Genomic DNA, 20,809 nt, shown 5'->3' with positions numbered 1-20,809 from the left:
GCGAAGTTGTTTTGACGGGGAAGAGTCCCTATACTATAATTAGAATGTTACGCACAGCAAACAGAGGTGAATAGCGTGTTAGACCGTTTAAAATCGATAGAGGACCGGTACGAAAAATTAAATGAACTATTAAGCGATCCGGAGGTTGTCAACGATCCGAAGAAGCTTAGAGAATATTCGAAAGAACAATCTGATTTACAGGAAACAGTTGAAGTATACAGACGTTATCGTAGCGCGTCGGAACAGCTGAGCGATGCTAAAGCGATGCTTGAAGAAAAGCTTGACTCCGACATGCGCGAGATGGTGAAAGAGGAGATTTCCGAACTGCAGGAAGAAATCGAGTCGCTCACAGATCAGCTGAAGGTATTGCTGATCCCTAAAGATCCGAATGATGACAAAAACGTTATCATGGAAATCCGCGGCGCAGCGGGCGGAGAAGAGGCCGCTTTATTTGCCGGCAACCTTTACCGCATGTACAGCCGCTACGCAGAGCTCCAAGGCTGGAAAACAGAAGTGATGGAAGCGAATATGACAGGTACAGGCGGATATAAAGAGATCATTTTTATGATCAATGGGAACGGCGCATACTCAAGGCTGAAGTATGAGAACGGCGCACACCGCGTACAGCGCGTTCCAGAGACCGAATCCGGCGGGCGCATCCATACATCCACGGCAACGGTAGCCTGCCTGCCTGAAGCGGAAGAGGTAGAAGTCGATATACATGAAAAAGACATTCGCGTCGACACCTTCGCATCGAGCGGTCCGGGAGGGCAAAGCGTCAATACGACGATGTCAGCCGTCCGTCTGACCCACCTTCCGACAGGTGTTGTCGTGTCTTGCCAGGATGAGAAATCTCAGATCAAAAACAAAGAAAAAGCGATGAAGGTTCTGCGCGCGCGAATTTACGACAAATTTCAGCAGGAAGCTCAGGCTGAATATGATCAAAACCGGAAATCCGCCGTCGGAACAGGAGACCGCTCTGAGCGCATCCGCACGTATAACTTTCCGCAAAACCGCGTTACCGATCACAGGATCGGCTTGACGATCCAAAAGCTCGACCAAATCCTTGAAGGCAAGCTTGATGAAGTGATTGACGCCCTGATTGTAGAGGATCAGGCAAGCAAGCTTCAGCAGGCGGAGAGCTAAACATGAAAACAATTTTTGAAGCCCTCAGGTGGGCTTCTTCTTATTTGACGGAAGCGGGAAGAGACCGGAATGCCGCGGAAATTTTGCTGACAGATCAGCTGAACATCGACCGCAGCAAACTGTTGGCAAGCTTCCATGATGTCATATCAGAGTCTGATTTTGCGAGGTTTAAAAAATCTGTCGAGCTTCATCATCAAGGAGTGCCTGTTCAATATATCACCGGAAAAGAGTCCTTTTACGGAAGGGAATTTTCGGTAAATGAACACGTTCTGATTCCGCGTCCTGAAACAGAGGAAGTCGTTGAAGCTGTCCTTTCCGAAGCGGAAAGAGTTTTTCACGGGACAGATCGTCTTAAAGCTGTCGATGTCGGTACAGGAAGCGGGGCGATTGCAGTGACCCTTGCGCTTGAGAGCCCGCGTTTTTCCGTCACGGCGACGGATATTTCGGAACAAGCTTTAAGTACCGCAAGACACAACGCTGACCGGCTTGGGGCGAAAGTGGATTTCCTCTGCGGTGATTTGCTTGAACCGCTTATCGCGCGACAGAAGAAAGCTGATGTCATCGTTTCGAATCCACCTTATATATCCGAGGAAGACATGAGGACGCTGTCAGATGTCGTCCGTCTCCATGAACCCGCCGGGGCTTTAACGGACGGTGCTGACGGATTGCAGTTTTATAAGCGTTTCATGAAGGAAATTCCATCTGTCATCGCAGATCAGGCACTGGTGGTGTTTGAAATCGGCTGGACTCAGGGGAATGCCGTTAAAGACATGTTTCACCGGTTCTTTCCTGATGCTGACGTGCGGGTGAAGAAAGATCTTAATGGAAAAGACCGCATCGTCTGCGCGGTAATTGAACAACATAGTTAAAAGTGACTCCAAAAGTTAGACAATAAAATGTCATGAAACAGTTTAACTGGCATGATTCCGGTATTGTACCAGGCTCATGCCTTTTCATTTGATCTTGATCCGTTTATGCCCTTCATTCCCCGCAAATTACCCTTTAGTTCCTCAGCTGTAAATTTAGCCATTAGAAAACTGCGCCTCCAATTGTTAAGTGTGTCGAACAAAAGGGGGGCGGCTCAAATTCCCGGTGGAAAATAGGAACCGCAGCCTTGACCGTTCTGGCGGCGTGCTTTACCATTTTTTAACAAAATTTTTATCTGAATAAAATAAAAAATAGTTCAAGATTAATATATATACTAAACAGATTGTCTTATTTTTAATGCAGGGGACAGTGTCACGACATCCCTCTGTAAGCCGCTTTCCCCATTCAGAAGGTTTACCATTGCACATACGGCTTTTTGAGCCAGCTCTTCAACAGGTATATCGATTGTCGTGATTTCCGGATCGGTCACCTCACAGATCGATTGATTGTCATATCCAAGCACTGCAAGCTGCTTTGGCACTTCATATTGATAATATCGGGCCCTTTTAATAATTCCTGCGGCCACTTGGTCGTTTCCCGTAAAAATGGCGGTCGGCTTTTCGGACATGTTGTGGATCTGGTCCATAATGCGGAAGCCGTCATGAATGGTAAATGCGTGGCTGAACATCCACTTCTCCTGGAAACGCAAACCTGCATCAGACAATGCTTTCATAAACCCTTCTTTTCTCATAATCTGGGCCTTGCTGTGTATCGTGTCACAGCAAAAGGCCATTAAATGATGCCCTTTTTGAATAAAAAGCTCCGTTCCTTTATATCCGGCTTCGAATTCGTCATAGCAGATCACCGGCACGTCCGCTTCGGCGTGGAATTCATTTGCCATAACCACGGGACCGTATTTGACGTATTTTTTGATGTCTTCCCATTCATTTTCAAGGCTGCATAGCATAACGCCGTCGACTTCTTTCCTCTTGAGCAGCTCCAGTACTTTCAGTTCATTCTGCTTTTGATAAAACGTCTGAAACACAATGACTTTGTATTGGTGTTTCAGCGCTTCAGCGGACATATGCTTCATAAGCTGAGCGAAGAAGGGGTGGTCCGCGTGTGGGACAGACACTGCGAGAAACATCGTTTTGTTGGATCTGAGCTTTCGTGCAGACGTGTTCGGGATGTAGTCCAATTTTTCGATGACTTCCAAAACCCGCTTCCTTTTTTCTTCAGATACATAGGGATGATCGTTCAGTACTCTTGAAACAGTTGTTTTTGACACATTACTTAATTTTGCAATTTCGTCAATCGTAGGCATAAAGTCACTTCCTGAAAAAAAGAGTTGTTATGGTATCGATTCCATCATTTAAGATATGTCATGAAATATGACAATTTCCCAAAATAATAAAAATGGGGTGAAATTGATGAAAACCGCAAACGAAAACATGACTTGCACGAGCAAACAGCTATTTGTCCTTCTGAATGATTTGAAGGAAGGAAAGCTCGCTGGTGAATGCCGTATAGACGACACACTGGCCAATCAAAAATTAAAAGAGACATTGCAGCAGGATCAATTCGACATAACCGCCAATTTGCTGAACAGAATGGATTCCCCGCCCTCCAGAGTTGACTTTATGCCGCTTCATCGACTGATCACAGAAGAAGAAGTAGATGACGTGGTTCATGCGGTGAAAGACGTGCTGCCGACCGGGCAATTTACAAGCGGTTTTTATGTTGGCGTATTTGAAGCTGAAATAGCTGCTTTTTTGAGCAAAAAGCATGTCATGGCTTCATCCAGCGGAACCGATGCCATGATTGTCGCGCTGAAGGCTGCGGGTGTTGGACAAGGTGATGAAGTCATTATGCCTGCAAACAGCTTTGCTGCAACGGAAAACGCCGTGCTCGCAGCTGGAGGCACTCCGATTTTCTGCGATATTGACCCTGTTACATTTTGCATGGATCCTTCAGAAATTGAAGCATGTGTCACTTTGAAAACGAAATGCATTTTGCCTGTACACCTTTATGGAAAGCTGCCTGACATGGAAGCCATTGCAAAAACCGCTGATAAATACGGCATCCCGATTATTGAAGACGCCTGCCAGGCGATCGGCGTTTCCGATCTGGGAAAAAACAGCCTTTGCTCCATATTAAGCTTCAATCCGTATAAAAATCTCGGCACTTGCGGAAAAGCCGGCGCAATTGTGACGGATGATCCATCATTTGCATCCGCATGCATGGAATATATGTATCACGGCTTTGAACTGAATCAAAAAAATAAAAAGGCGGCTGACTACGGCTTTAACGCTAAGATTGATAATCTGCAAGCCGCTATTGGACTGGCAAGGATGAAATATCTTTCTTTAAATAATCTGAAGCGCTTATATTTAGCAGATCGTTATATTGCGCATTTGCAGCAGTATGAAGACAGAGGTCTGATCAAATTGCCTCAAATGACCGATGATCATGTATGGCATTTGTTTACAATTAAAATACTAAACGGAAATCGTGACCAAGTCAAAGATATGATGCTTAAATTTCATAATGTCCAAACAGATATATACTACCCGATTTTATCCCATCATCAAAACACACCACTTGTAAAAGCCAATTATCGGCACACATCACTGCCGGTCACTGAATCAGTGCATAAACAAATGCTTCAGCTTCCTCTCTATCCGGGGCTCACCGTAGAAGAACAAGACAAAGTAATGGAGGCCTTAATTGATGTCGTATCATGAAACACTTTCTTTTCACACCTTGCAGCAAGTAAACAAGCCGAAGTACGCCGTATTTTGCGATTTTGATGAGACATATTTCGCCCACAGCATCACCGATGAATCGAGAAAAGCGCTCATGGACCTTGAAACATTTATTCATTCGCACCATCTTGATCACAAGATTTTGCTCGGCTGGGTGACCGGGAGCAGCCTGTCATCCGTTCTTGCAAAAATGAAGCGGGGAGGCTTTCGATATCTTCCGCATTTTGTCGCCGGTGACCTTGGCACTGAAATCACTTATTTCTCTGAAGAAGGCCAAGTCTCTGATAAAGATTGGGAAGCCCGATTGCAAGAATCAAATTTCTCCCATGATCTGGTCGAAGAAATCAAGCAGACTCTCTCTAAAAAATATGAGATTGCGCTTGTGCCTCAGACTCAGCATGGCTTTTCCCGCTATAAAATCAACTATTACTATAAATCGTTGGAAGAGAGCATAGATAAGAGGGCGCTTGAAGCCATCAGGCGGCTTGCAAGAGAGCATGGAATAGGAGTAAATATCAATCGCTGCAACCCTTTGGCAGGCGATCCGGAAAACAGCTATGATGTGGACTTTATCCCCTTGCGGACAGGCAAACCGTACATTGTGGATTTTATATTGGATAAATTCGCGATAGAGAGGGAGAATTCATTTGCTTTCGGCGACAGCGGAAACGATGTGGATATGCTAAAAAAAACCGGACATGGTTATCTGGTGGGGAATGCGACAGCAGAAGCCAAGTCGCTCCATTCCCGTATGACAGAAGGCAGCTATACGGCTGGAATTTTAGAAGTGCTAAAAGCCCATATCAAACGATAAGGAGTGTCCTTAGATGAAAATCGGAATTATAGGAGCCGGAGGAATTGCAAAAGCCCATGCGAAAGCTCTTTCAACAGTCAAAGGTGCCGAGCTTTCCGGGTTTTTTGATATCAACTCGCTTGCCTCTCGTAAATGTGCGTTTGAATACGGAGGAACTGCCTTTACCAGTATGCAGGAGCTGTTGAATCAGTCGACGGCAGTCATCGTTTCATCGCCGAACTTTTGCCATAAAGAACATGCGCTTGAAGCGATGGCTGCAGGGAAGTATGTATTGTGTGAAAAACCGATGGCTGTCTCAATGGAAGAAGCGGAGGAGATGAAAAGCAGGGCGTCTCAATCCGCTTATATTCCGATCATGGGCTTCAATTACCGCCATCTCACATTCGTTAAGCGCCTAAAAGATATGATATCCGGCAATGAACTTGGAGATATTTTGTCCATCAATGTCCATTTTAAGAAAAACAGCGCCTTGAGAAGAAAAAAATATACTTGGCGCGATCATTCGAAAAGCAACAAAACGAGCGGGGCATTAGGAGATTTGGGCGTGCATTTAATCGATCTCATACTCTATTTGTTCGACAGCCCGTTTAAACTGGACAGTTTAAAAGTCAAAATGATGACGGTCGTCAAAGAAAAAGAACAAAAACAGGTATATGTTGATGATCATTCAGAAGTATACGGCCAGCTTGAAAATCATGTGTTTGTCAATATGATTACGTCAAAATGCACAAAATCGGATGAGTGCGGCTTCAGCATCGAGGTCAACGGCCAAAACGGCGTATTTTACTATCATTCACGGCAGAAAAATCAGTTTTTGCTGAGGGCCGGATTGACGGAGCAGATGATAACAATGCCGGACACGTGGCTGACAGACCCTGAAAATGAATTTTACGGATGGGCCGATTCCTTCAGAGTTCAGCTGATCCAATGGATGAACGGAATTCGGGATCGCAATTTTGCATCTCTTGCCACTTTTGAAGATGGATACAAGACGCAGTTCTACTTAAATGAATTTTTCAATAAAGGTCAGCAGCTGTCCCTTTCAAAACAAGCAAACTAGCATTGCGAAAGACCCTTGCCGGCTGTGCCACCCAAGCCGCAAGGGTTTTATGGTCTGCAACGAAGGAGTGAGTCTAATGAAAAAAATATTTCTATTCGGCTGTTCGTTTTATTTTCTAGTAGGGGTTATCCATATTCTGCTGGGGAGCCTGTCACCGTACATCATTCAAGAATATCAACGGGATCTTCATGATCTATCCTTCCTGATCTTTTTCCAATTCACCGGTTTTCTAAACGGCGTCCTGCTTGCGCCGATGTTTGTCAGACGCACCTCTCATACGGCTGTATTGACGTTTGGCCTTCTTCTTATTCTCGTTACGCTTTTAGGTGTTTTCCTTTTTGATATGTTCATCTTTTTTGTCATCATGGGATTTTTGCTCGGCTTTGGCGCGGGTACTTTAGAAACGACGATGGGGGCGTATGTGATTGCGCAAGATAAAAATGCGAAAGGGATGAATATTTTAGAGGTTTTTTTCGGATTAGGCGCGCTGCTGTTTCCTTTTCTTATTTATATCCTTACGGAACGATATGCCTGGCATTTCCCCTTGTATGCTTTATTTATCTTCGTTTTTGTGCTCGCGTGTATGTGGGTGGTTTATTTGCGCAGAAAAACCCCCGGCACTGCTTCCGGTCAGATGGCTTATCAGGAAAAACCGACTGTATCAGCCATATTTGAAACCGGAAGGAAAGAAAAAAACATTTTCCTCTTTCTCATATTCGCTTTTGTGTATGCGGGTATCGAGACCAATTTCGCAAACTTTTTGCCGGCGCTGATGCTGGAAAAAGGGGCTGAAGAAATCAGCGTGATCAGCGTCACGTTTTTTTGGACGGGGATGGTATGCGGACGTTTATTGACAAGTATTTTTGGCGGACGCATAACTTCCGTTGCCTTTCTGATCTTCAGCGCCGGAGCCTTGACTGTTTTGCTTTTGATTCTCGCGTGGTTTCCGGTTCATCAAACACAGCTGCTCCTCGTATTTTTCATCGGGCTGTCGGCAGCCGGCATTTTTCCGTGCGCCGTCACTCTTGCCTCGTTGGCTGGAAAGCCTTTTACAGAGGAAATCACGAGTCTCTTCATTTCGTCCGCAAGTCTGGGAGGAGCGCTTCTTTCATTCTTGATCGGCTGGGCGATTGATGCAAGCGCAGCCGCTGTCTTCCCGTTTTTGCTGTTCGGCGGATTGGGGGGCTTGCTGCTGGCGATCAGCGCGGTGATTTTTTTATCCGGCCTGCAAAAAAACAAGCAGAGTCATTTGGATATGTAGATTTATTAGGAAGAGATTACAAGCTTAGTAGGATTTTTTTCAGCAGCCGTTTAAACCGTTCCATCTTTGACCATAATATTGCTAGAAAAGGTTGAAGAACGAGAGGAACGGTGGGGAAAATGAAGAAATCAAACATTGCCTGTATGTATATTTTTCTTTTATTAATAGGAGCGCTTGCAAATCTCACGACGGAAGAGACTGCCCAATCATCAGGCGGGCAGCCTGCCGTGATTCCTGATGAAGCGATTCGGCTGCGGATTTTGGCAAACAGCGACAGCGGGAGCGACCAGAGCGTCAAACGCAAAATCAGGGATGAGGTCAATAAACAAATTACGAAATGGGTGGAAAACCTGACCTCGGTTGAGGAAGCGAGACAAGTCATCAGGTCGAAGCTGCCTGAAATCCAAGAGGTTGCCATGGATGTCATGAAACGCGAAAATGTTCGGCAATCCGTGTCTGTCCGTTTTGATCGTGTTTCATTTCCGACAAAGCTATACGGCAATATGGTGTATCCGGCCGGAGAATATGAGGCTGTTTTAATTACATTAGGCAAGGGAGAGGGAGCCAACTGGTGGTGCGTCCTGTTTCCGCCACTTTGCTTTCTTGATTTTTCCAATGGGGAAGCCGTAAAGTCGCCTGAAGACGAACAAACCGCTGCCGGAGAAGACCGCCGGGAAGAAAAAACAGACGCGGCGGATGAAACGGTATCTGGCATAGATAAAGATAAAGAAGACAAAGAAGTGAAATTTTTTCTTGTCGAATGGATTACCGGGCTTTTTTCTTAAAAGGACCGCCTTGCTTTCGTGTGCAGGGCGGTTTTTTACTGTTTGTTTTTTCATGATGGTTATTGAAGCTTTTGAATATGATATAATTTTCCAAAACGGTTCAGGGGAAATACTGCTTTTCGGATATACACCTTTTGCCCCTTTCTGATGTGCCAATCACATTGCCGGCAGAAGAGAAACTGTCTTATCACCAGTACAGCGTTCATTTGCATACTCATTCAAAGCGTTGGTTCCTGCTAATCAAAATTGAAAAATGAATAGCCGGCATTCTTCCAAATCAAAAGGTATATTTTACTGTCGCCCTCATAGATTGGATAGAGAAGTTAAAAAACGGGGTGAAAAGATGTTCTACCAATTGAGGTTAGCGGAAACGAAAGACATGAATGCGATCGAAGCATTTTTAAAAAAGGCGGGGACAAGCCATAAGGGTCTTGAGGAAGCGAAGAGCCAGTTTATCATGATGGAAGACCCTCCCGATGAAATCGTCGCCTGCCTCGGAATGGAGGAATTTGAAAACAAAAAAGGACTGCTGCGCTCGCTTGTCGTGTCTGACAAGCTCAGCCAAGGCCACATCGTTTCCTTGTTTCAAAGCATGCAGGTATTGTGCGAAAAGCGAGGAATCCAAACCCTTTATTTAGTAGCCAATAAGCGAACATCGATGGATTTCCTTGAAGTGCTCGGTTTTAAACAAGCTGCGGCAATTCCTGATGAGCTGGATGAATCCGAGCATGTTTCAGACTCACTGAACGTAAACGGAGCGGTTTTAATGGAGAAAACGTCAAATTAGCCGTTAACTTATACACAGAGATATCCACGGATTCAAAAGCGTTATCCACAAAATGTGGACAACGCTTGTTTTCTTTTCTTTCATCTTTTATACTTTCAACATGATTTACATGAATTATTAACGTTTTTAGTGTTTTGTTAAGGGAGTTTTGATGTTAATGAAAACAAAAGTATGGACTGTGGATGTAAAACGCGATTTGTCCACAAACTGTCCACAAATTGCACAGGCGGCAAGACTGCTTCAGCAAAATGAAACGGTTGCTTTTCCGACAGAGACTGTTTACGGTCTTGGTGCAAACGCCAAACACAGCGAAGCAGTAGCTAAAATATACGAAGCGAAAGGGCGGCCGAGCGACAATCCGCTCATTGTCCACATCGCTGAAATTGAACAGCTTGCAGAATTTGCGGAAGTTGATTCGCCTCAGGCCGAAATGCTGATGAAGCGTTTTTGGCCCGGGCCGCTGACCCTTGTGCTGCCGTGCAAGCCCGGGGTGTTATCCACAAGGGTGACGGCGGGGCTCGACACGGTCGCGGTTAGAATGCCTGATCATCCTGTGGCGCTTGAGCTGATTAGACAGGCCGGCGTTCCGGTGGCTGCCCCGAGCGCAAATCTGTCCGGAAAACCGAGTCCGACGAAAGCCGAGCATGTCGTCAACGATTTGAATGGACGGATTGCGGGTGTCGTTGACGGCGGCCCTACAGGAGTAGGGGTTGAATCAACAGTTGTTTCATGCACCGGTGAAATTCCGGTCATTTTGAGGCCGGGCGGCGTCACAAAAGAGCAGCTCGAAGAAGCGGCCGGCCCCGTCTTGATTGACCAGGGCCTCACCGACGAAAAAAAGGCGCCTATGTCTCCCGGGATGAAATATACGCATTATGCACCGGAAGCACCTCTTGCTATTGTGAACGGGGGAGTTGAGGATATTCAACGGCTGATCGACCAATATCAGAAAGACGGGATGAAAGTCGGTGTCCTTACGACAGAGGAACGGGCCGATGTCTATCAGGCCGATGCCGTCCGCATCTGCGGCAGAAGAGACCGACTTGAAACGGTTGCCGCCGGTTTGTATGACGTTCTCCGCAGCTTTGATGAAGAACGTCTCGATTTTATTTTTGCGGAGTCTTTTCCTGAGGAAGGAGTGGGCCGGGCGATTATGAACCGGCTGTTGAAAGCGGCCGGCCACCGCGTAATCGAAGCGTAGCCTAAGCGGGGGTGTTCTATCTGCCTTTGGACGTGCATAAGCTAGAAAAGCTGGCGTGTCCAAGGGGGAATTGCATGAATGTTGATGTGTTAATAGGCGAAATCCTGACGCTTTCGATGATGGCTTTTGCACTCGGCATGGATGCCTTTTCAGTCGGTCTTGGAATGGGAATGGCCAAGCTGAAAAGGAACCAGGTTTTTCAAATCGGCGTCATTATTGGATTGTTCCATGTCATCATGCCGCTTGGCGGAATGATTGCGGGACAGTTTCTTTCGGGTGCGCTTGGTGCGCTGGCGGGATATATTGGGGGAGCTCTTTTATTGGTGCTGGGCATTCAGATGATTGTCGCATCTTTTAATAAAAGCGGGGAGCAGATCATCTCTCCGCACGGCTTCGGCTTGTTCGTTTTTGCCGTCGGCGTCAGCCTTGACAGCTTTTCAGTCGGTCTCAGCCTCGGCCTCTACGGAACGAAACCGATATTAACGATCTTTCTGTTCGGTTTGTTCAGCATGGTGTTAACTTGGGCGGGCCTTCTGCTTGGAAAAAAGGTTCAAACGTGGCTCGGCGCCTACAGCGAAGCGCTCGGAGGAGCCATCTTGCTGAGCTTCGGTCTGAAGCTTTTGCTGCCCATTTAATTGAAAGATGGGAAAATCTTTTTTCTGTTTTGCATAACATAATGGAACTTAGAAAAAGAGGGGGAGATCCCCTCTTTTTTGATTTCTGGAGCGGATTTTATTATTTTCCGTCTGAATCCTTTATAATATGAAACAAAGGAGTGAACAAGATTGAACATATTATTTGTCTGTACTGGAAATACGTGCCGCAGCCCGATGGCCGAAGCGCTCTTTAAATCTGCGGCTGCCGAAAAAAATCTGGATGTCTCCGTCAAATCTGCCGGGTTGTTTGCTCCTGAAAACGGAAAAGCTTCTTTATATGCTGTCGAAGCGCTTTTTGAAAAAAACATCGCTCTGAATCATACATCTTCACAGCTTTCCGAGGAGAAGGTGGAATGGGCTGATCTTGTTCTGACGATGACAGAGCAGCACAAGCAGCTGGCAGTACATGAATTTTCAAAGAGCCAAGATAAGATCTATACGCTGAAAGAGTATGTTAATGGAGATGGCGGGGACATTATTGACCCGTTCGGCGGTTCTCTCAGCGACTATCAAAGAACGAGAGATGAGCTGGAGCAGCTGCTGAGAAAATTGGCGGAAATGCTTGCGAAGAAATCTCAGGAATAGAAGCTGGCTAAGGAGCGTTTGCAAATCAAGCGGCAGCGGGTACAATAGACATGATCAATCAGAAGTATATAACGGCTGTATGCTGGCTTAACGGTTTCTGCGAGACTTTTGGCGGCACATTAAACGAGGAGGAGTCATTCCAATGAAAGTAATCATTGCATCAGATCACGGCGGAATCAATATCAGAAAAGAAATTATGGCATTGATGGACGAATTGAACATCGAATACGAAGATTACGGCTGCGAATGCGGTTCAGGATCTGTGGACTACCCGGATTATGCGTTTCCGGTCGCGCAAAAAGTGGCGAACGGGGAAGCCGACAGAGGCATTTTAATATGCGGAACAGGAATCGGCATGAGCATTTCCGCCAATAAAGTAAAAGGCATCCGCTGCGCCCTTGTCCACGACGTTTTCAGCGCCAAAATGACAAGAGAGCACAATGACACGAATGTTCTTGCGATGGGTGAACGGGTCATCGGCCCTGGTTTAGCGAGAGAGATTGCAAAGGTTTGGCTTACGACTGAGTTTTCAGCCGGGCGGCACGCCGTCCGCATCGGAAAAATCGCCGATTATGAAGACAAGCATGAATAAAGGGTGTCGTCAATCATGAAAAATCTTGAACAGACATGGCGTTCTATATTAGATGAATTTCATCAGCAAGCGAATTTGCGCGAAGGCCACATCGTCGTCATCGGCTGCAGCACAAGCGAGGTGGCCGGAAGGCGCATCGGCACTTCGGGAAGCGAACAAATCGCTGAAGCGGTCTACAAAGGACTGGAAGAGCTCAGGGACAGAACAGGAATCGCCCTCGCTTTTCAGTGCTGCGAACATTTAAACAGGGCGTTGGTTGTCGAGGAAGAAACGGCGAAAGCATACCGTCTTCCCGTTGTTTTCGCCATTCCTGTCCCGAAAGCGGGGGGATCGATGGCTTCATATGCCTATAAACATATGAAGGCTCCTGTTCTTGTTGAACAAATAGAGGCCGATGCGGGGATCGACATCGGCGACACGTTTATAGGAATGCATTTAAAGCCTGTTGCCGTTCCTGTCCGCGTCTCTCAAAAACAGCTAGGCGAAGCGCACGTGACGCTTGCGCGGACAAGGCCGAAGCTGATTGGAGGCGTCCGCGCCGTCTATGAAGCGGAGTAGCGGAAGAAGCGGGGGGAAGAGCCGGACAGGCTTTTTTCTTTATTAGAATAATTTTTTAAACAAATGATATATCGAACTATATGATTTGTCTATTCGTTTAATATTCGGTTTTTCCAATAATAAAAAACGAATTTTAAAAATAATCTCTTACATTTGCATGAAAAACCGTGTACAATGAGATGGTATAATTAACGAAATGGAAACAGATAGGAGAGGATCTCGCTGATGAAACATTTACCTGCGCAAGATGAACAAGTTTTTAGCGCCATTCAAGATGAGCGGAAACGTCAACAGTCGAAGATTGAGCTGATCGCTTCTGAAAACTTTGTAAGCGAAGCGGTTATGGAAGCTCAAGGCTCGGTTTTAACTAATAAATATGCGGAAGGATATCCTGGTAAACGCTACTACGGCGGTTGTGAGCATGTAGACGTGGCAGAGGATATCGCGCGCGACCGCGCCAAGCAGATTTTCGGCGCCGAGCACGTCAACGTTCAGCCGCATTCCGGCGCACAAGCGAACATGGCGGTATACTTCACGATTTTGGAGCACGGTGACACTGTGTTGGGAATGAACCTTGCTCACGGCGGACATTTAACGCACGGCAGCCCTGTCAACTTCAGCGGTGTTCAGTACAACTTCGTTGAATACGGCGTTGATAAAGAGACGCAGTATATTGATTACGAAGATGTCCGTGAAAAGGCGCTCAAACATAAGCCTAAGCTGATCGTGGCCGGAGCAAGCGCATATCCGCGCACCATCGATTTTAAAAAGTTCCGCGAAATCGCTGATGAAGTCGGAGCCTATGTGATGGTGGACATGGCGCATATCGCCGGACTTGTAGCAGCAGGTCTTCACCCGAATCCTGTTCCTTACGCTGACTTTGTGACGACGACAACTCATAAAACGCTTCGCGGACCGCGCGGCGGCATGATTCTTTGCCGTGAAGAGTTTGCGAAACAAATTGACAAGTCGATCTTCCCTGGAATTCAAGGCGGACCGTTAATGCACGTGATCGCTGCAAAGGCTGTTTCCTTTGGCGAAGCTTTAAAGGACGAATTCAAAACATATGCCCAAAATGTCATCAACAATGCGAAGCGCTTGGCTGAAACATTGAAAAAAGAGGGTATCGAGCTCGTATCCGGCGGAACGGATAACCATCTTGTGCTGGTCGACCTGCGCTCTCTCGGCATTACCGGAAAAGTGGCTGAAAATGTACTTGATGAAGTCGGCATCACCGTCAACAAAAACGCGATTCCTTATGATCCTGAAAAACCTTTCGTTACGAGCGGAATCCGCGTCGGTACAGCAGCTGTGACGAGCCGCGGCTTTGATCTGGAAGCGATCGAAGAAGTGGGAGCGATCATTGCGCTTGCCCTTAAAAACCATGAAGACGAAGCGAAACTTGAAGAAGCAAAACAGCGTGTAGAAGCGCTGACAAACAGATTCCCGTTGTATACCGGGCTTGATTACTAAGATATTTGCGCCGCTCCGAAAAGGGGCGGCTTTTTTCATAAAATTGTCTCCTGATTTTTGTTGAAACAAGCTGTTTTTTTATGTAGAATCAATAGAAGTGTGTGAAAAAAGGAGCTGAAGACGGATATGGGAAAGGTATATGTGTTTGATCACCCTCTTATACAGCATAAGCTTACATACATCCGGGACGTAAAGACCGGAACGAAAGAATTCAGAGAGCTTGTTGATGAGGTTGCAACGCTGATGGCATTTGAGATTACGCGAGACCTGCCGCTGGAGGAAGTGAATGTAGAGACTCCTGTGCAAATGGCAAAGTCAAACGTCATCGCCGGAAAAAAACTCGGGGTTGTTCCGATTCTGAGAGCAGGGCTTGGAATGGTAGACGGAATTTTGAAGCTGATTCCTGCTGCAAAAGTCGGACATGTCGGGCTTTACCGTGATCCTGAAACATTGAAGCCTGTTGAGTATTATGTCAAGCTTCCATCCGATGTTGAAGAACGCGAATTCATCGTCGTCGATCCGATGCTGGCAACCGGAGGTTCGGCGGTAGAGGCGCTGAACAGCTTGAAAAAACGCGGCGCAAAAAATATCCGCTTTATGTGTCTGATCGCTGCCCCGGAAGGTGTAGACGAAGTGCAGAAGCATCATCCTGACGTTGACATTTACATTGCCGCTCTGGATGAAAAACTAAATGAAAAAGGATATATCGTTCCCGGATTGGGCGACGCCGGAGACCGCATGTTCGGAACGAAATAATGTAAGAAAATCCTGAAAAAGGGTTTTCTTTTTTTGTGTTTTATACCATAATTAAACATGTGTGCGTCTTAAATGAGGCGAATTTGTGAACATTTTGTGAGAGCTGCTGTGATTATGAATAGTTTTTTAACTTTAAACAGATTGACACCTCAGGGGGGCTATTGTATGCTAAAATAGGCTATTATGATAAGGTTTTCATAGCGGTTATCATAATGACCAGTCCTCTGTTAAAATCCTTTGAAAACCCCATATTTGCAGGCGACAGACAGATCACCGGCCCAAGAATTTTCGGACTGTGTGAAGTCTTGAGCAGAACACTACGTTCTGTAAAATGGTCAGACCGCCTAGTTTACCGTAATCGTAAGATAGATTTAAAATTTTCACATCAGGAGCGTATTTGATGACCGATGCGAGTCTTTCATTCCGTAGGCAACAAAAATATGTCCTATATATTTTAGCAGTCTGCGTGTTAGGCTATGGATTTCTGCCATATCAGGCAATTTTTTTAGGCCTGATTACCGGCACTGTTTTCAGCTATTTCAATCTCTGGCTGCTGGCCAAAAGGATGCAGGCCTTCGATAAAGCAGTGGCAAAGGGCAAAATGATCCGTTCTCTCGGGACTGCTTCCAGATTGTGCAACGCCATTATCGCGGCGGCCATTGCTTATAAATACCCTGAATATATTCATTTGGCAGGCGTCATTGTGGGGTTGATGACAATTTATCCTGTCATTATGATAGATTCCTTTATCCAGCTAAAACGTTCATCAATGGAAGAGAGGTGAAAACCCTTTGAATCACGAATCTAGAATTGTTAATTTCTTAGGCCTCAATTTTGATTTAACTAGCATTCTAATGATTACTGTGACAAGCATCATCGTCTTTCTGATAGCGGTGCTGACCACAAGAACACTCGCGATCCGGCCGACGAAAGCTCAGAACTTTATGGAGTGGATTGTCGACTTTGTTCGCAATATTATCGGCAGCACAATGGATCTTAAAGTCGGCAGAGACTTTCTCGCCCTTGGCATAACCCTGCTGATGTACATATTTGTTGCCAACATGCTCGGCCTTCCGTTTTCCATAACAGTAGGCCACGAATTATGGTGGAAATCCCCTACGGCCGATCCGGCGGTTACTTTAACCCTCGCCGTCATGGTAGTAGGCCTCACTCATTACTACGGAGTGAAAAGGAAAGGGTTGGGGGAGTATACCAAAGATTTCTTCAGACCAATTCCATATTTAGTGCCGCTCAAAATCATTGAAGAATTTGCGAACACATTAACATTGGGATTGCGTCTTTACGGTAATATTTTCGCCGGCGAAATTCTGCTCGGCCTTCTTGCCGGACTGGCAACCAACTTCTATTCTCAAAGCATTTTCCTGGGGCTGGTTGGAACCATTGGAGCGGTTGTGCCGATGATCGTATGGCAGGCGTTCAGCTTGTTCGTAGGTACAATCCAGGCATTCATCTTCACGATGTTAACAATGGTTTACATGTCTCACAAAGTAAGTCATGAACACTAAAAATAAGACATATCCGCTAAGGATAACAATTTAAAGGAGGAACTTTTTCATGAGTTTAATAGCAGCTGCAATCGCAATTGGATTAGGTGCACTTGGTGCAGGTATTGGTAACGGACTTATCGTATCGCGTACAGTAGAAGGAATCGCTCGTCAGCCTGAGGCTGGAAAAGAATTGAGAACCCTTATGTTCATCGGGGTAGCATTGGTTGAGGCCCTTCCGATTATCGCTGTTGTTATCGCGTTCTTAGCGTTCTTCAGCTAAAAGCGAATATAAAACTGGTAAATGGCGAAGATCACTGCAAGAGGCCTTCGCCATTGCTTTATGGTTGCTTGAACTGTCATAACGGCCGGAAGAATCACCCTCCTGAAAAAAGAGGGAGAACATTTTTCGATGGCCTCGGAGAGATAATCTGCAAGAAGGGAGTTGCCGTATTCGATGTCTTTTTTACCACAGGTTATGGGTGCAGGAGTAGGGTTTAACGCCGGAACAATGCTGTTCCAGCTTGTTGCCATGCTGATTTTGTTAGCGCTCTTGAAGAAATACGCTTTAGGGCCGCTATTAAATATAATGAAAGAGCGTGAAGACTACATTACCGGAGAGATCTCCTCTGCCGAGAAAAAGAATGAAGAAGCGAAGAAGCTCATTGAGGAGCAGCAGGCGCTTTTGAAAGAAGCACGCGAAGAATCCCAGTCTCTGATTGAAAACGCGAAAAAACTGGGTGAACAGCAAAAGGATGAAATCATCAAGGCTGCGCGCCAGGAAGCAGAACGCATGAAAGAATCAGCCAGAAGCGAGATCGTCAAAGAAAGAGACCAGGCTGTCACCGCGCTGCGCGAGCAGGTTGCATCATTGTCTGTGATGATCGCTTCTAAAGTAATCGAAAAAGAGCTGGACGAACAAGCCCAGGAAAAATTGATCCAAGACTATCTTAAAGAAGTAGGAGAAAGCCGATGAGCCAATCAGCTGTCTCCAAACGCTACGCAGCCGCTCTGTTTGACATTGCCCTTGAATCCAAGCTGGTCAATGAAATAGAAGAAGAGCTGACCGTCGTTAAGAAGATATTTATTGAGCATAAAGACCTCAATGCCGTTCTGGGTCATCCTAAAGTGCCCGCTGAAAAGAAAAAGCAGATTTTAAAAGACTCGTTCGGATCCGTTTCGACTGCAGTCTTACATACGCTTTATCTTCTCGTTGACCGCAGCCGCACGTCAATCGTCCCGGATCTCGCGGACGAATATGTCAAAATGGCGAACCGGTTCCGCGGGACGGAAGATGCGATCGTATACTCTGTAAAACCGCTCAGCGAAGAGGAAATTTCCTCTTTTTCTCAAGTGTTTGCAAAAGAAGCAGGCGCCGCTTCACTGCGCGTCAGAAACGAAGTGAATCCGGATCTGATCGGCGGTGTGAAAATCCGCATCGGGAACCGCATTTATGACGGCAGTGTAAGAGGAAAGCTTGACCGGATAGAACGTCAATTAGCAGGCGAAAATCGAAAGAAGGGGTGAAACCTAAGTGAGCATCAAAGCTGAAGAAATTAGCACTCTCATAAAACAGCAAATTGAAAACTATCAGTCTGAAATAGAAGTTCACGACGTAGGTACGGTAATTCAGGTCGGTGACGGTATCGCACGCGTACACGGCCTTGATAACTGTATGGCAGGTGAGCTTGTCGAATTTTCAAACGGTGTGCTGGGCTTAGCTCAGAACCTTGAAGAATCAAATGTAGGTATCGTTATTTTGGGACCTTACAAAGACATCCGTGAAGGTGACGAAGTTAAAAGAACCGGCCGGATCATGGAAGTCCCTGTCGGCGAAGAGCTGCTCGGCCGCGTTGTCAACCCGCTCGGCCAGCCTGTTGACGGAATGGGCCCGGTTCTCACAAGCAAAACCCGTCCGATCGAAAGCCCGGCTCCTGGAGTTATGGATCGTAAATCCGTACACGAGCCGCTTCAAACGGGGATCAAATCAATCGATGCTTTAATTCCGATCGGCCGCGGCCAGCGTGAGCTGATTATCGGTGACCGTCAAACGGGTAAAACGTCGATTGCGATCGATACAATTCTGAATCAGAAAGACCAGGATATGATTTGTATCTATGTCGCGATCGGTCAGAAAGAATCGACAGTCCGCGGCGTTGTCGAAACGCTTCGCAAACACGGCGCCCTTGACTATACGATCGTTGTGACGGCTTCCGCTTCACAGCCTGCCCCTCTATTGTACCTCGCGCCGTATGCAGGGGTTGCGATGGGAGAGGAATTCATGTACAACGGCAAGCACGTGCTGGTTGTGTATGACGACCTTTCAAAACAGGCTACCGCATATCGTGAACTGTCCTTGCTTCTTCGCCGTCCTCCTGGTCGTGAAGCATTCCCTGGGGATGTATTCTATCTTCACTCCCGTTTGCTTGAACGCGCTGCAAAATTGAGCGACGCCAAAGGCGGAGGATCTTTAACGGCACTTCCGTTCGTTGAAACGCAAGCAGGCGACATTTCGGCGTACATTCCGACAAACGTCATTTCGATCACTGACGGACAAATCTTCCTGCAGTCTGATTTGTTCTTCTCTGGCGTGCGTCCTGCGGTCAACCCGGGATTGTCTGTATCCCGTGTCGGCGGGTCCGCGCAAATCAAAGCGATGAAGAAAGTTGCCGGTACGCTGCGCCTTGATTTGGCATCATACCGTGAGCTTGAAGCATTCGCACAATTCGGCTCAGATTTGGATAAAGCGACACAGGCGAAGCTGAATCGCGGTGCCCGTACGGTTGAAGTACTTAAACAGGATCTGCACAAACCGCTTCGCGTTGAAAAGCAGGTTGCGATTCTCTATGCTCTGACAAGAGGCTTCCTTGATGATGTGCCTGTTGAGGATATCAAACGTTTTGAAGAAGAGCTCTTTATGTATCTTGACCAAAATCATAAAGATCTGCTCGATTCAATCGCCCAGACAGGAAACCTTCCTGCCGATGAGGACATGAAGGGTGCAATCGAAGGCTTTAAACGTACGTTCGCGCCAAGCAACTAAACAATAAAAAGTGAGAAAAAGGCTATCTTTTTCTCTCTTTTTCACGTCAATGCGAAGGAATTTGAAAACAAAAAGGTGGTGAAACCTTTTGGCCTCATTACGGGATATTAAATCCAGGATTGCTTCAAATAAAAAAATGAGTCAAATTACGAAAGCCCAGGAAATGGTTTCTGCTTCAAAGCTGAACCGGGCTGAAAACAAAGCGAAATCGTTTGTTCCTTATATGGAAAAAATGCAGGAAGTCGTTGCCGATATCGCAGTCGGATACACCGGCAAACACCCGATGATGTCAAGCCGCCCAGTGAAGCGGACCGGGTACCTTGTCATCACAGCTGACCGCGGCTTGGCGGGGGCGTTCAATGCAAACGTACTCCGCAAAGCGTATCAAAGGATTCAGGAACGCCATCAATCCAAAGATGAGTATGCGGTCATCGCGGTCGGAAGAATGGGGCGCGATTTCTTTAAAAAGCGCGGAATTCCTGTCATTTCTGAAATGACGGGGATCAGGGACGAAGTGACGTTTTCAGAAATCAAAGATTTGGCGAACAGCACGGTGCAAATGTATATTGACGAAACCTTTGATGAACTGTATCTGTTCTACAACCATTTTGTCAGCGCGATTTCCCAGGAGGTAACGGAGAAAAAGCTGCTGCCTTTGACAGATATTGCGCCTAACAAGAAAAAGACGTCATTTGAGTTTGAACCGGATGAAGAAGAGATTCTGGAAGTGCTCCTTCCCCAGTATGCGGAAAGCTTGATTTTTGGCGCGCTTCTTGACAGCAAAGCGAGCGAACATGCTGCGAGAATGACGGCGATGAGAAATGCGACAGACAATGCAAAAGAGATTATCGCCGATCTTGAACTGTCATACAACCGTGCCCGTCAGGCATCCATCACGCAGGAAATTACGGAAATTGTCGGCGGTGCAGCTGCTTTAGAATAGAAAAAGTTTGTC

23 protein-coding genes are annotated in these 20,809 nt (G+C 46.3%); 22 read left to right on the top strand and 1 reads right to left on the bottom strand.

The features are described from left to right. Positions 1–75 precede the first annotated feature (75 nt). Positions 76–1,146 carry a peptide chain release factor 1 gene (gene prfA, locus TRNA_RS40915; protein WP_003186043.1) on the top strand — a complete coding sequence of 357 codons (1,071 nt, stop codon included), beginning with the start codon at positions 76–78 and terminating at the stop codon, positions 1,144–1,146. Positions 1,147–1,148: 2 nt separating this feature from the next. Then, positions 1,149–2,015 carry a peptide chain release factor N(5)-glutamine methyltransferase gene (gene prmC / locus TRNA_RS40910; protein ID WP_003186041.1) on the top strand — a complete coding sequence of 289 codons (867 nt, stop codon included), beginning with the start codon at positions 1,149–1,151 and terminating at the stop codon, positions 2,013–2,015. Between the two features lie 332 nt (positions 2,016–2,347). On the opposite strand, the gene TRNA_RS40905 is transcribed toward prmC, so the two are convergent. Continuing rightward, complete coding sequence (locus TRNA_RS40905; RefSeq protein ID WP_003186038.1) at positions 2,348–3,337, bottom strand: LacI family DNA-binding transcriptional regulator; 990 nt, start codon at positions 3,335–3,337, stop codon at positions 2,348–2,350. A 106-nt stretch (positions 3,338–3,443) separates the two neighbouring features. On the opposite strand from TRNA_RS40905, the gene TRNA_RS40900 reads away from it, so the two are divergent. The 20 genes from TRNA_RS40900 to atpG all read left to right on the top strand — a co-directional run bounded on the left by TRNA_RS40900 (position 3,444) and on the right by atpG (position 20,797). Then, positions 3,444–4,757: a DegT/DnrJ/EryC1/StrS family aminotransferase gene (locus TRNA_RS40900; protein WP_003186036.1), complete on the top strand. Its 1,314-nt coding sequence runs from the start codon at positions 3,444–3,446 to the stop codon at positions 4,755–4,757. Continuing rightward, the gene (locus tag TRNA_RS40895) at positions 4,744–5,592 is read left to right on the top strand and encodes an HAD-IIB family hydrolase (RefSeq protein ID WP_011198390.1); all 849 of its coding nucleotides are present in this window, start codon (positions 4,744–4,746) and stop codon (positions 5,590–5,592) included. Before TRNA_RS40900 ends, TRNA_RS40895 begins: the two co-directional genes overlap by 14 nt. A 13-nt stretch (positions 5,593–5,605) precedes the next feature. Then, positions 5,606–6,652 carry a Gfo/Idh/MocA family protein gene (locus TRNA_RS40890; protein WP_003186031.1) on the top strand — a complete coding sequence of 349 codons (1,047 nt, stop codon included), beginning with the start codon at positions 5,606–5,608 and terminating at the stop codon, positions 6,650–6,652. Positions 6,653–6,728: 76 nt separating this feature from the next. Continuing rightward, positions 6,729–7,913, top strand: coding sequence for an MFS transporter (locus TRNA_RS40885; protein WP_011198389.1), 1,185 nt, complete (start codon positions 6,729–6,731; stop codon positions 7,911–7,913). A gap of 119 nt (positions 7,914–8,032) precedes the next feature. Then, entirely contained in the window at positions 8,033–8,698 is a 666-nt protein-coding gene (gene spoIIR / locus TRNA_RS40880) for a stage II sporulation protein R (RefSeq protein ID WP_003186028.1), read from the top strand. Positions 8,699–9,041: 343 nt separating this feature from the next. Next, positions 9,042–9,485 carry a GNAT family N-acetyltransferase gene (locus tag TRNA_RS40875; RefSeq protein ID WP_003186027.1) on the top strand — a complete coding sequence of 148 codons (444 nt, stop codon included), beginning with the start codon at positions 9,042–9,044 and terminating at the stop codon, positions 9,483–9,485. Between the two features lie 157 nt (positions 9,486–9,642). Beyond that, entirely contained in the window at positions 9,643–10,686 is a 1,044-nt protein-coding gene (locus TRNA_RS40870; protein ID WP_009329761.1) for an L-threonylcarbamoyladenylate synthase, read from the top strand. Between the two features lie 74 nt (positions 10,687–10,760). Beyond that, positions 10,761–11,321: a manganese efflux pump MntP gene (locus TRNA_RS40865; RefSeq protein ID WP_003186024.1), complete on the top strand. Its 561-nt coding sequence runs from the start codon at positions 10,761–10,763 to the stop codon at positions 11,319–11,321. A gap of 150 nt (positions 11,322–11,471) precedes the next feature. Then, positions 11,472–11,927: a low molecular weight protein arginine phosphatase gene (locus TRNA_RS40860; RefSeq protein WP_009329759.1), complete on the top strand. Its 456-nt coding sequence runs from the start codon at positions 11,472–11,474 to the stop codon at positions 11,925–11,927. Between the two features lie 142 nt (positions 11,928–12,069). Continuing rightward, on the top strand, positions 12,070–12,519 hold the full coding sequence (gene rpiB / locus TRNA_RS40855) for a ribose 5-phosphate isomerase B (protein ID WP_003186021.1): 450 nt from the start codon (positions 12,070–12,072) through the stop codon (positions 12,517–12,519). Positions 12,520–12,534: 15 nt separating this feature from the next. Continuing rightward, positions 12,535–13,077, top strand: a complete 543-nt coding sequence (locus tag TRNA_RS40850; RefSeq protein WP_003186019.1) for a TIGR01440 family protein — start codon at positions 12,535–12,537, stop codon at positions 13,075–13,077. 225 nt (positions 13,078–13,302) lie between these two features. Continuing rightward, entirely contained in the window at positions 13,303–14,550 is a 1,248-nt protein-coding gene (gene glyA, locus TRNA_RS40845; protein ID WP_003186018.1) for a serine hydroxymethyltransferase, read from the top strand. A gap of 126 nt (positions 14,551–14,676) precedes the next feature. After that, a complete protein-coding gene (upp, locus tag TRNA_RS40840) occupies positions 14,677–15,306 on the top strand; it encodes a uracil phosphoribosyltransferase (RefSeq protein ID WP_003186017.1) in 630 nt (209 codons plus the stop codon). A gap of 400 nt (positions 15,307–15,706) precedes the next feature. Next, on the top strand, positions 15,707–16,090 hold the full coding sequence (locus TRNA_RS40830) for an ATP synthase subunit I (RefSeq protein ID WP_003186016.1): 384 nt from the start codon (positions 15,707–15,709) through the stop codon (positions 16,088–16,090). A gap of 7 nt (positions 16,091–16,097) precedes the next feature. Next, positions 16,098–16,832 carry a F0F1 ATP synthase subunit A gene (gene atpB, locus TRNA_RS40825; RefSeq protein WP_003186015.1) on the top strand — a complete coding sequence of 245 codons (735 nt, stop codon included), beginning with the start codon at positions 16,098–16,100 and terminating at the stop codon, positions 16,830–16,832. Positions 16,833–16,881: 49 nt separating this feature from the next. Further along, positions 16,882–17,094 (top strand): F0F1 ATP synthase subunit C, encoded by a 213-nt coding sequence (gene atpE / locus TRNA_RS40820; protein ID WP_003186014.1) that lies wholly within the window; start codon positions 16,882–16,884, stop codon positions 17,092–17,094. A gap of 174 nt (positions 17,095–17,268) precedes the next feature. Next, positions 17,269–17,787 (top strand): F0F1 ATP synthase subunit B, encoded by a 519-nt coding sequence (gene atpF / locus TRNA_RS40815; RefSeq protein ID WP_003186013.1) that lies wholly within the window; start codon positions 17,269–17,271, stop codon positions 17,785–17,787. Further along, positions 17,784–18,338, top strand: coding sequence for a F0F1 ATP synthase subunit delta (locus tag TRNA_RS40810; protein ID WP_003186011.1), 555 nt, complete (start codon positions 17,784–17,786; stop codon positions 18,336–18,338). The genes atpF and TRNA_RS40810 overlap by 4 nt, the downstream gene beginning before the upstream one ends. A gap of 7 nt (positions 18,339–18,345) precedes the next feature. Next, positions 18,346–19,854 carry a F0F1 ATP synthase subunit alpha gene (atpA, locus tag TRNA_RS40805; RefSeq protein WP_003186010.1) on the top strand — a complete coding sequence of 503 codons (1,509 nt, stop codon included), beginning with the start codon at positions 18,346–18,348 and terminating at the stop codon, positions 19,852–19,854. Between the two features lie 88 nt (positions 19,855–19,942). Beyond that, on the top strand, positions 19,943–20,797 hold the full coding sequence (gene atpG / locus TRNA_RS40800) for an ATP synthase F1 subunit gamma (RefSeq protein WP_003186008.1): 855 nt from the start codon (positions 19,943–19,945) through the stop codon (positions 20,795–20,797). Positions 20,798–20,809: the final 12 nt, after the last annotated feature.

It is taken from the genome of Bacillus licheniformis DSM 13 = ATCC 14580 (assembly GCF_000011645.1).
In the GTDB taxonomy this organism is placed as follows: Bacteria; Bacillota; Bacilli; order Bacillales; family Bacillaceae; genus Bacillus; species Bacillus licheniformis.
Note: the sequence above shows the minus strand (reverse complement) of the source record. Positions and strands in the feature narration are given on the sequence as shown.